Genomic DNA, 11,372 nt, shown 5'->3' on the forward strand with positions numbered 1-11,372 from the left:
TTTTCGACGCCGATCACCCCGCTACCGGGGTCCTTTTTCCACGCCGATCCACAGTAGGACCGCGCGAAGGGGTTTGCCCGCCACGCAGAACAGGTGTGCGCGGTGAAGTAGAAGCCCTGCGACACCCCCTCCCCCGCCTCCAGCTTCCGCACCATCAGGCTGGCGATTTAGAGGACGATCTCCTTGTCGTAGATCGTCGCCACGCCCTTGGCGGTCTGAACCGCCCCGGGGTTTGCCGGAGGCCGGCAGAACCCGGCAGATCGGCTCGACCCCGTACACCTTGCGATGCGCGTCGATAAACGACACCATCACTTCGCTCGGCGGTCGAACTCCGCCATCGCAAAATACGCCGACGCCTTACGCAGGATCTCGTTAGCCTGTGACGTGCTCCCAGTCTTGTTACCGCTCAGACGTAGATCCCGTGGGGTTCATGCTTGATGGTTGAGGGGATGGAAAACGTGGTGCGGGGCATGCCCCGCACCACGTTGGCCGGCGATCTGGGCAGGGGTGCGCCCGCCAAGGCGGGAGTGCGGCCTGACGGTGTTGTAGTCGTGCTGCTAGGCGGCCAGCACGGCCCTGGCATGGGCCAGCGAGGTGAACAGCGTCTCGTTGAGACACTCCTCGCGCAGTCGGCCGTTGAAGCTCTCCACGAACGCGTTCTGGGTCGGCTTGCCAGAAACGATATAGTGCCATTCTACCTGCCGCTCCTGTGACCAGCGCAGGATGGTGACCGAGGTGAGCTAGGTGTTATTTTCGCTGACCACAAGGAGCGGGTTGCCACGCTCGCCCAGCAACATCGTCAGCGCGCGCGTGACACGGGCGCCGGACAGCGAGGTGTCCGCCACCAAGGCCAGGCATTCCCGGCTGAAGTCATCGACCACCGCCAGGATGCGGAAGCGCCGGCCGCAGATGAAGGCGTCCAACACGAAGTCGAGGCTCCAGCGCTGGTTCAGCCCCTCGCCGACCGGCGAACAGTGTCCAACAACTGTTGGTCGCCAGCCGGTAGTTCACCAGCGCGCAAACCGCCTGATCCCCGCCGCCCAGCAGATAGTTGGCCGAGCGGACTGCGATCCACGATGGCGGCAGCGCCATCGCCGCATGGAAATAGCTGCCGACGCAGAGCAACCAGACGATCGACAGGGCGCACCGACCTTGCGACCCGACCAGTCTCTGGCCCAGACGGTATAGCTGACCTTCGTCCGCGGCTGCTGCTCGAGGCTCCTGATGGCGGCGGTGTTATCCCGCAACGCCTCGGTGTGGTCACGCTGCCGTTCGTCGATGGCATCCAGACGCGGCTGCCTGTCGATTCGTTCGGCAAGCATCCGCATCTTCGTCCTGATCGGATTGAAGCTGGCGGTGATGCGCTCCGGCAAGCCTTGATGAACTCGGTCCGGGCCCGCGTCAGCGCCACCTGGTCCTCACGCTCGAGCTTGTGCATGTTGCTCTCATTGGCTGCCCAGCTTTGCGCGATGGATGAATATGTCGCGGTCGCTTTGGCGATCGGGGTCGATCCCGTAGCCTTGCTCGGCGAGCTTCTTTCTGAAAATCGCTCCTGATTGAAGCCCAAGAGCACTCGTCGATGCGATACGCAAACACCTGCTCCAACCGGCATCACCATGCTCATCCGTTCAGCAGTCTGTGGGCTGACCGGACGAATGCTGGCATTCGGCAAGGCTCGCCCCCGGCATTTCCCCTATCGCGATCTGAAAACCCCACAGGCTCTTGGGGAGGTCTAGGGCGTTTTGACGGGCTTTTGTCAGCGTTCCCGTGAGATACGCGCCCGCGCTGTGGCGGATGTCGCCGTGAGCTTGCCGTTCCGCCGTGACGAACAGGGCGATCGTCGCGTCGTCGCGGCCGAGCTGGTCGAGCGCCTCGATCCAGGTGCCGGCGCGGATGCCGAGGTCGTGGCGCAGGCGCGCGGCGGCCGCGTGGAGGTCGGGCCAGCCGGGGCGCGGGGCGGTCACGTACATCGCCGCGGACGGGAACATCGCGAGCAGATCGACGGCGCGCGCCTTGAACACGCTGCGCGATGGCGAGGACCCGCCACCGATCGGCGTCGAACTACCATCCCGATCGCCTGTTACAGGAATGGGAGGAGGAGTAGTTTGTGTTCCGGCATCCACCGTGCCGCATACCCGCACGGTGTTGCTTTTTGCGGCACGGTGGGCCCCGGAACAGATCCGAGGTGACGCCTGTTGCGGTGCGCGTTCGAGGGGCCTGCACGACGGAAGGATGCCGCCTTACCCCGCATAGGCCTTCACCAGATCGAACAGGTAATTGCGCGCAGCGTAGAGCGAGCTGACGCGGATCCGTTCGTTGAGGCCGTGGATGCCGTTGAAATCGGGGTCGAGGAACGTGCCCGGTGCGCCGTAGACGGGGATGCCCACCGCCTCCAGGAACACGCCGTCGGTCGCGCCGGTCGACATGCTGGGCAGCATCGGCACGCCGGGGAAATGCTTGCTTGCCACCGCCTGCATCGGCCCCAGCACCTTCGGGTCGAGCGTCGGGGGCACCGCGGTGGGGCGGATCGGCTGGTTGGCGGTCACCGTCACCTTGTCCCCCGCCAGCCGCTTCAACTCGGCCAGCGTCTGGTCGACGGTTTCGCCGGGGAAGATGCGGCAATTGACGTTGGCGGTGGCGCGCTGCGGCAGCGCGTTCTCGGCATGGCCGGCGTTCACCAACGTGGCGACACAGGTGGTGCGCAGCGTCGAGTGCAGCACCTTGTCGCGGCTGACGATCGCGTCGGCGGCCGTGTCGGTCGGATCGGCGAGCAGCCGGGTGATCGCCGCGCCCAGTTCTCCGCCGCGTACCTTCGCGGTCTGCGTGAAGAAAGCGCGTGTCGTGTCGGTGAAGCGGATCGGGAATTCGTGCCCCTGTACCGCCTTGATCGCGTCGGCCAGTTCGTAGATCGCATTCTCGGGGGTCGGCGCCGAGCTGTGCCCGCCCGGATTGGTCGCGACGAGGGTGAAGTTCTGCGCCGCCTTCTCGCCCACCTGCACGCTCAGCAGCTGGCGCTTGCCCGCGGCGTCGAGCAGCCCGCCGCCGCCCTCGTTCAGCGCGAATTCGGCGCCGATCAGCTCGCGCTTGTTCTTCGCCAGCCATTCGGCGCCGTTGAACGCCCAGGTCGTCTCCTCGCCGCAGGTCAGCGCCAGCTTCAGCGTGCGCTTCGGCGTCCACCCAGTCTGTTTGAAGCGGACGAAGGCGTCGGCCCAGATCGCCGACATCGCCTTGTCGTCGACGGTGCCGCGGCCGTAGTAATAGCCGTTCTCCTCCACCAGCGTGAACGGGTCGCGCGTCCAGTCGGCGCGTTTGGCCTCGACCACGTCGAGATGGCCGAGCAGCAGGATCGGCTTGGCCGCGCGGTCGCTGCCCGGCAGGATCGCGACGATCCCGCCGTCGTCGGGATGGTCGGGCGTGGAAAACAGCGTGATGTCGGCATCGCGATAGCCCGCCGCCTTCAGCCGCGCCGCCACCTGCGACGCGGCCTTGGTGCAGCTGCCGACCTTGGCGACGGTGTTGGTCTCGACCATCTCCTTGTACAGGTCGAAGAACGCCTTTTCGTCGGGGCGGTTCTGCGCCGCGGCGGCGGTGGCTATCCCGGTGCCCGCCAGCATCGCTGCCAGCCCTGCGATCAATCCTGCCGTGCGCATCGCATCCCCGCTCTTCTTCGTGTCGCGCCAAGGTTGCAGCGAAACGGGCCGCGTGCAAATCAAAAGGCGGCGGCGGTCGCCTGTCGCGGCATCGCCAGCCGTAGCTCGCGCCGGGCGAAGTCGATCTCCACCCGGCGGAACAGTCGCAGCGCGTCCATCCCCAGCAGGATCGCGGGCTTGTCGGCCAGGCCGAAGGCGCGGAACGGCGCCGCCTCGGCAAAGGCAACCGGCAGGGTCTGGATCGTCGCGCTGCCCAGCGTCATTTCGCGCACGATCGCATAATCGCCGGTCATCGGCTGCCCCAGCACGCCGGTGAACGTCTCCGACGCGATCGGATCGCGCTTGCCCAGCAGGCGGCGCAGCGCGGCATTGCCGATGCTGATCGAGGTGCCGGTGTCCAGGATCACGCGCACCTTGCGCCCCGCGACGCTGGCCTGGGTCACCACCAGCTGGCCGAACAGGTTGCGCGCCTGGATGACGATTTCGTCCGCGGCGGCGCGGCGGGTGCGGCGCTCGGCAGAGGAAGCGGTGACGGTCATCCGCTCCGCGACGAAATCGATCGCCAGCCGCCGGCCCTGCAACGTGTCGATCCCCAGCATCCCCGGCGCGCCGAGCAGCGCGTGGTCGATCGCCGGCGCCTCGATCCGCTCGCCGCCCAATGTGCCGGCGGTGACCGTATCAACGCTAAGTCGCGGCACGATCACCGTATCGGCCTCGCCGGTGCTCGACATCGCGATCAACCGCACCCGCGGCCCCGCCGCCAGCCCCAGCCGCCGCGCCAGCTGGCGCGAGATGACGGTGCGCTGCGCGCCGGTGTCGATCACGAACGGGAACGGCCCTTCGCCCGCGACGCGCACCGGCACGGTCATGCGCGTGTCGGCGGTCAGGAACGACAGGTCCTCGCCGGTGGCGGAATCGATCGCGGCGGGCGGCGTGGCCATGGCCGGTGCAGCGGGTGGGGCGACGGCTGGCGGCTGTGCCACGGCCTCCGTACCCGCCGCGATCAACGCCAGGGCGATCCACCTCTCCATGCGCGGCAGGGTACGCCCGATCCGGCCATTAGCCTAATGAAATCAATCGACCGCCATCGCCTCGGCGGCCAGCGCCTCCGCCTCGATCAGCAGCGCGTCGTCGGCGCTGCCGGTCGCCACCTTCTCGCGCCCGATCAGCGTTAGGACGGGCACCGCCAGCGGCGTGACGCGCGGCAGGTCGACATGCACCATCGTGTCGGCGGCGCGGTCCATCAGGTCCGCCAGCCGCCCCACGTCGGTCATCCGCGCGCGCGCATCGGCCCACGCCGCCTCCAGCAGGACGTGCCCCGGCTCGTACTTGCGCAGCACGTCGTAGATGAGGTCGGTGGAAAAGGTCACCTGACGCCCGGTCTTGCGCTTGCCGGGGTGCTGGCGCTCGACCAGTCCGCCGATCACCGCCACCTCGCGGAACGCGCGCTTCAACAGGTGCGAGCGTTCCACCCAGTCGACGAACTCATGTTCCAGGATGTCGGCGGAAAACAGCGCCGCGGGATGGGCGACCGGCTCCAGCGAATAGGTGGCGATGGCGTAATCGTTGGCGACGAAGCCCAGCGGCTTCAGCCCCTGTGTCTCCATTCGCTTCGTCACCAGCATCCCCAGCGACTGGTGCGCATTCCACCCCTCGAAACTGTACGCGACCATATAATGCCGGCCCTCGCGCGGGAAGGTCTCGACCAGCAGCTGGTCGGGGCGCGGAAGGGTGGAGCGGCGCTGCTGGATTTCCAGCCATTCGCGCACGTCGTCGGGAAAGCGGTGCCACTCGCCCGGCTCGGCCAGGAAATGGCGCACGCGCGCGGCCAGGTTCGTCGACAGCGGCATCCGCGCGCCGCCATAGGTGGGGATGCGCGCCGGCCGGGTGGTGGCGCGCACCACTAGATCCTCGGTATCGATCTTCTCCACCTCCAGGCTCAGCCCGGCGAAGAAGAAGGTGTCGCCATGACTCAGCGTCGCGGCGAAGCCTTCCTCCACCTTGCCCAGCGCGCGCCCGTTGCGGAAGCGGACGGTCAGCATCGTCGCCTCCACGATGATCCCGGCGTTCAGGCGGTGCTGCGCGACGAATTGCGGATGGCTGACGCGCCAGCGCCCGTCGGCATCCTGCGTCAGCCGGCGGAACCGGTCATAGGCGCGCAGCGAATAGCCGCCGTCGCGGATGAACCCCAGCACGCGCTCGAACAGATCGTCGGTCAGCGCCGAATAGGGCAGTGCGCCCCGCACCTCCGCCAGCAAGTCGGCCTGATCGAACGGCGCGGCGCAGGCGCAGGCCATGACATGCTGCGCCAGCACGTCGAGCGCCCCCATGCGGAACACGTCGGCGTCCAGCTCGCCCGCCTCCACCGCGTCCAGCGCGGCGCGCGCCTCCAGATATTCGAAGCGGTTGCCGGGGACCAGGATCGCTTCCGACGGTTCGTCCAGCCGGTGGTTCGACCGCCCGATCCGTTGCAGCAGCCGCGACGATCCCTTGGGCGCGCCCATCTGGATCACGCAATCGACGTCGCCCCAGTCGACCCCCAGGTCCAGGCTGGCGGTGGCAACCAGCGCGCGCAGCCGCCCGGCGGCCATCGCGCCCTCCACCTTGCGCCGCGCCTCCTTCTCCAGGCTGCCGTGGTGGATGCCGATCGGCAGCTGCATCGCATTGGCCTTCCACAGATCCTGGAAGATCAGCTCGGCCAGGCTGCGGGTGTTGCAGAACACGATCGTGGTGCGGTGCGTCTCGATCTCCGCCATCACCTGTTCGGCGGCATAGCGGCCCGAATGGCCCGCCCAGGGGACGCGATCCTCGGGCAGCAGGATCGCGATGTTCGGATCGACCCCGGTATCGCCCGCGACCAGCGCCACCGTGTCGATATCCCCGTCGGGCGCCAGCCATGCGCGATAGCCGTCCGGGTCCGCCACCGTCGCCGACAGCGCGACGCGGCGGCACGCCGGCGCGATCGCCTGCAACCGCGCCATGCACAGCGACAACAGGTCGCCGCGCTTGGTGGTGGCGAAGGCGTGCACCTCGTCCACCACGATCGTCTTCAGGCGCGCGAACATCAGGAAACTGTCGGGATAGCTCAGCAGCAGCGACAATGATTCGGGGGTGGTTAGCAGGATCTGCGGCGGCTTCGCGCGCTGCCGCGCCTTGCGGTCGGACGGGGTATCGCCGGTGCGCGTCTCGACGCGGATGTCGACGCCCATCTCCTCGATCGGCGTCATCAGGTTGCGCTGGATATCGACCGCCAGCGCCTTCAGCGGGGAGACGTACAGCGTGTGCAGCCCGTCGTGCGGATGCGCGATCAGTTCGGCCAGCGTCGGCAGGAACCCGGCCAGCGTCTTGCCCGCGCCGGTCGCGGCGATCAGCAGCGCGTGCCGCCCCGCGCGCGCCTGTTCCAGCATCGCCAGCTGATGCCCGCGCGGGCACCAGCCGCGCGCGGCGAACCAGTCGGTGAGGGCGGGGGGGAGCGTGGCGGTCAAGGCGCTGATGTAGGGTGCTGGGCGGGGTGCCGCCAGATTATGGTCGTGCAGAGACGCGGAGGCGCGGAGAGGTGGAGGATGGGGGGAAGGGGGCCCAGCCAACAAGCCGCTGATCGTCTCCCGCCCGACCCGTCAGGAATGCTTCGCCTCTGCGCTTCTGCGTCTCTGCGCGAACCCACTTTCCTTGACGGATACGATTCCTCCACCGACGGGTTCTCGCACCATGGCGACACGCGGCACGACCCTGGGCGATTGGCTGGAACCGCATCCGACCGGAATCTACGTCCGCCCCGCCGACGCCTGGGTCGATCCCTCCACCCCGCAGCCGCGCGCGTTGGTCACGCACGGCCATGCCGATCACGCGCGCGGCGGGCATGGCGCGGTATGGGCGACGCCGGAGACGCTGGCGATCATGGCGGCGCGCTACGGCCCGCAGGCGGGCGTGCCAGTCGGCTATGGCGAGACGATCCGGCTGGGGGAGTTGGAGGTGGGCTACGTCCCCGCCGGCCATGTGCTGGGATCGGCGCAGATCGTGCTGACCCATCGCGGCGAACGGGTGGTGGTGTCGGGCGACTACAAGCGCCGCCCCGACCCCACCTGCGCCGCGTTCGAGCCGGTGGCGTGCGACGTTTTCATCACCGAAGCGACGTTCGGCCTGCCGGTGTTCCGCCACCCGGACACGGGGGACGAGATCGACAAGCTGGTCGCGCGGCTCCACGCCAATCCGACGCGCTGCGTGCTGGTCGGCGCCTATGCGCTGGGCAAGGCGCAGCGCGTGATCGCGGAGCTGCGCGCGCGCGGCCATGACGCGCCGATCTATATTCACGGCGCGCTCCAGCGCCTGTGCGATCTCTACGCGGACCTGGGCGTATCGCTGGGCGAGCTGATCCCGGTGGCGGGCGTGCCCAAGGCGGCGATGGCGGGGCATGTGGTGATGTGCCCGCCCTCCGCGCTCAACGACCGCTGGTCGCGGCGGCTGCCCGATCCGATCACCGCGATGGCATCGGGCTGGATGCGGGTGCGCCAGCGCGCGCGGCAGAAGAATGTCGAGCTGCCGCTGATCCTGTCCGACCATGCCGACTGGGACGAGCTGACCGCGACGCTGGAGGAGATCGCGCCGAAGGAGGTGTGGGTCACCCACGGGCGCGAGGAGGCGCTGGTCCATTGGTGCATGACGCGCCAGATCCGCGCCCGCGCGCTGGCGCTGGCGGGGTTCGAGGACGAGGACGACTGAGCCGCTCGGCGACGTCCGCCGCCACATCGACGGTCGCGTCCACGGCCCGACTGTTGCCTGATCGTGGCGGATGACACACAACTTGCGCATGGCCCACGCCGCCGATTAGATCAGCGACCCTGACCGATCGAAGGAAGCCTTTCATGCGTTTGCGCCTTGCCGCCGGGTTGTTGCTGGCCACTTCCACGATCGCGGCGGCACAGGATCGCTCCGCGCCCGCCGGCAAGCCTCCCCGCGCCGCGGAGAAGACCGCCGCGGAGGCGCAGAAGGACGCGGTCGAGGCGGGCACCGCGGTCGCCCCGGTGGAGGAGCGCGAGGAACGGTCGAAGGGCGCGGTGACGGTCGCGGGACGGCGGCTGCCCTATACCGCGACCGCCGGGACGCTGACGCTGCGCGATACGGAGGGAAAGCCGACCGCGTCGATGTTCTACACCGCCTATACGCTCGACGGGACGCAGCCGGGCACCAAACGCCCGATCACCTTCTTCTACAACGGCGGGCCGGGCAGCCCGACGTTCTGGCTGCACATGGGGTCGTTCGCCCCGGTGCGGCTCAAGACCGGCAACCCCGAATTCATCCGCCCCGCGCCCTATGACTTCGGGCCGAATCCCTACACGCTGCTCGACAAGACCGACATGGTATTCCTGGACGCGATCGGCGCGGGCTATTCGCGCCCGCTGGGGGATATGAAGCCCGCAGCCTTCTATGGCGTGGACGAGGATGCCGACGCCTTCGCCAAGGCGATCCTTCGCTACGCCACCAAGTTCGGGCGGTGGAACAGCCCCAAGTTTCTGTTCGGCGAAAGCTACGGCACGCTGCGTTCCGGCGCGCTGGCCTATCAGTTGCAGGACCGCGGCATGGCGCTGAACGGCGTGGTGCTGCTCAGCTCGATCATGAACTACGGCTATCGTCAGCCGGGGCTGGACCAGGTCTATCTCAACTATCTGCCCAGCTATGCCGCCACCGCCTGGTATCACAACCGCCTGCAAAACCGCCCCGCGGACGTCGCGACGGTGGTGCAGCAGGCGCGCGAGTTCGCGACCGGGCCGTACATGTCGGCGCTGGCCAAGGGGCAAAACATCTCCGATGCGGAACGCGACCAGGTGGCGGAGGGGATGAGCCGGCTGATCGGCCTGTCGCCCGATTTCATCAAGCGCGCGAACCTGCGCATCGATTTGCCGCGCTTCCAGAAGGAATTGCTGCGCGGCACGCGCCAGACGGTCGGCCGGTTCGATTCGCGCTACACCGGCACCGACAGCGATGCCGCCGGCGAGCGGCCGGAAACCGACGTGTCGTCGGACGCGATCTCGGGCGCGTTCATCGCCACGTTCAACGATTATACGACCCACACCTTAGGATATAAGACCGACATGCCGTACCGCCTGTCGGCGCGCGACGCCGCGGGGTGGACGTGGAACTGGAAGCATGACGCCCCCAATCGCATGGGGCAGCAGAACAACCCCAATACCGCGATCGACCTGGCCGCCGCGATGCGCGCCAACCCGTACCTGCAGGTGCTGTCGATGAACGGCTGGTACGACATGGCCACCCCGTTCTTCGGGACCGAGAACGACCTGGGCCACATGATGCTGGAACCGGGGCAGCGCGCGAACCTGCGCTTCGTCTATTATCCCGCCGGTCACATGACATATCTGAACCCGGAGGCGCTGGTGGCGATGAAGCGCGACCTGTCCGACTGGTACGACCGCGCGGTCGCGGTCGCGCGCTCGGGCACGCCGCCGGTCGCGCCGTCGATCGCGGCGGCGGGGCCGACGCCGAATTGATTACCCGTCGCCCCGTATCGAGTCGCCCCAGCGAAGGCTGGGGCCTCCCCGTGATGACCGACATCCTTTGCCGCGTAAGATCCCAGCCTTCGCTGGGATGACGGTCGTTCGGGAAGCGCTACGCCCCCTGCAACGCCTTCGCCCGGCGGCGCTGCACAGAGCTGCCGATCCCCATCGCCTCGCGATATTTCGCCACCGTGCGCCGCGCGATGCCGAAGCCCTTGGCGTTCAGCATCTCCACCAGCGTATCGTCGGACAGGATCGTGTCGCCCTCGCTCGCGATCAGCGCGCGGATCGCGCTCTTGACCGCTTCGGCCGACACCGCATCGCCGCCGTCGGCGGCCTGGATCGCGGAGGTGAAGAAATATTTCAGCTCGAACAACCCGCGCGCGCAGCTGAGATATTTGTTGCTGGTGACGCGGCTGACGGTCGATTCGTGCATCTCGATCGCCTCGGCCACCTGCCGCAGCGTCAGCGGCTTGAGATGCGCGACGCCTTTCAGGAAGAACGCCTCCTGCTGCTTCACGATCTCGGTCGCGACGCGGATGATCGTGCGCTGCCGCTGGTCCAGCGCCTTGACCAGCCAGTTGGCGCTGGCCAGCTTCTCGGCGAGCCATGCCTTGCTGCCCTTGTCCTGCGGCCCCGCCGACAATTCGCCGTAATAGCGCCGGTTGACCAGCACGCGCGGCAGCGTCGCGCTGTTCATCTCGATCGCCCAGCCGTCGCGCGTGCGCACCACCGTCAGGTCGGGGATCACCGGCATCGGCGCGTCCCCGCCGAAGCGGCAGCCCGGCTTGGGATCATAGCCGCGCAATTCGCGGATCATGTCGGCCAGATCCTCGTCATCGACCCCGCACAGCCGCTTGAGCCGCGGCAGGTCGCCGCGCGCCAGCCAGTCGAGATGGTCGATCAGCCGCGCCATGCACGGGTCGTAGCGGTCGGCCTCGCGCGCCTGGATCGCCAGGCATTCGGCCAGGTCGCGCGCGCCCACCCCGGTCGGCTCGAAGCGCTGGATGCCGGCCAGCACCGCCTCGACATGGCGCAGCGGCACGCCCAGCCGCTGCGCGATATCGATCAGGTCGGCGCGCAGATAGCCGGCCTCGTCGATCTGATCGATCAGCGCGCGCGCGATCAGCAGGTCGGCGCCCGCGAACGCCGCGCCGGCCTGCGCCAGCAGCACGTCGGCCAAGCTTTCGCTGGTGTCGGCGAAGCTGTCGAA

At 68.3% G+C, this 11,372-nt stretch carries 8 protein-coding genes, 2 pseudogenes and 1 other annotated feature; of the genes and pseudogenes, 3 read left to right on the forward strand and 7 right to left on the reverse strand.

Translation table 11 applies throughout. The features are described from left to right. Positions 1–236 precede the first annotated feature (236 nt). Positions 237–351 (reverse strand) — a sequence feature (AL1L pseudoknot). Together AX685_RS21510 and AX685_RS23085 are read right to left on the reverse strand one after the other, a co-directional pair. Next, a pseudogene (locus AX685_RS21510) lies at positions 244–380 on the reverse strand (IS3 family transposase); the annotation flags it as partial. It overlaps the preceding feature by 108 nt. 48 nt (positions 381–428) lie before the next feature. Beyond that, a pseudogene (locus tag AX685_RS23085) lies at positions 429–950 on the reverse strand (integrase core domain-containing protein); the annotation flags it as partial. Positions 951–1,256: 306 nt separating this feature from the next. Between AX685_RS23085 and AX685_RS08325 the strand changes: the two are divergent. Next, the gene (locus AX685_RS08325; RefSeq protein ID WP_066487466.1) at positions 1,257–1,556 is read left to right on the forward strand and encodes a hypothetical protein; all 300 of its coding nucleotides are present in this window, start codon (positions 1,257–1,259) and stop codon (positions 1,554–1,556) included. Between the two features lie 72 nt (positions 1,557–1,628). Here the strand turns inward: AX685_RS08325 and repC are convergent, their stop codons facing one another. From repC to AX685_RS08345, 4 genes are all read right to left on the reverse strand, one after another. Next, complete coding sequence (gene repC / locus AX685_RS08330) at positions 1,629–2,021, reverse strand: replication initiation protein RepC (RefSeq protein ID WP_066487468.1); 393 nt, start codon at positions 2,019–2,021, stop codon at positions 1,629–1,631. A 219-nt stretch (positions 2,022–2,240) separates the two neighbouring features. Next, positions 2,241–3,650, reverse strand: coding sequence for a M20/M25/M40 family metallo-hydrolase (locus AX685_RS08335; protein ID WP_066487469.1), 1,410 nt, complete (start codon positions 3,648–3,650; stop codon positions 2,241–2,243). 59 nt (positions 3,651–3,709) lie between these two features. Further along, complete coding sequence (locus tag AX685_RS08340) at positions 3,710–4,591, reverse strand: aspartyl protease family protein (RefSeq protein ID WP_066487471.1); 882 nt, start codon at positions 4,589–4,591, stop codon at positions 3,710–3,712. A gap of 132 nt (positions 4,592–4,723) precedes the next feature. Beyond that, positions 4,724–7,135 carry a ligase-associated DNA damage response DEXH box helicase gene (locus AX685_RS08345; RefSeq protein WP_082740722.1) on the reverse strand — a complete coding sequence of 804 codons (2,412 nt, stop codon included), beginning with the start codon at positions 7,133–7,135 and terminating at the stop codon, positions 4,724–4,726. Positions 7,136–7,358: 223 nt separating this feature from the next. Between AX685_RS08345 and AX685_RS08350 the strand changes: the two genes are divergently transcribed. Continuing rightward, complete coding sequence (locus AX685_RS08350; RefSeq protein ID WP_066487473.1) at positions 7,359–8,369, forward strand: ligase-associated DNA damage response exonuclease; 1,011 nt, start codon at positions 7,359–7,361, stop codon at positions 8,367–8,369. Between the two features lie 143 nt (positions 8,370–8,512). Then, positions 8,513–10,153, forward strand: coding sequence for a S10 family peptidase (locus AX685_RS08355; RefSeq protein ID WP_066487476.1), 1,641 nt, complete (start codon positions 8,513–8,515; stop codon positions 10,151–10,153). A 118-nt stretch (positions 10,154–10,271) separates the two neighbouring features. On the opposite strand, the gene rpoN is transcribed toward AX685_RS08355, so the two are convergent. Beyond that, on the reverse strand, positions 10,272–11,372 hold a 1,101-nt coding region (rpoN, locus tag AX685_RS08360; RefSeq protein ID WP_066487479.1), incomplete at its 5' end, for an RNA polymerase factor sigma-54.

It is taken from the genome of Sphingomonas sp. CCH9-F2 (assembly GCF_001556735.1).
In the GTDB taxonomy this organism is placed as follows: Bacteria; Pseudomonadota; Alphaproteobacteria; order Sphingomonadales; family Sphingomonadaceae; genus Sphingomonas; species Sphingomonas ginsenosidimutans.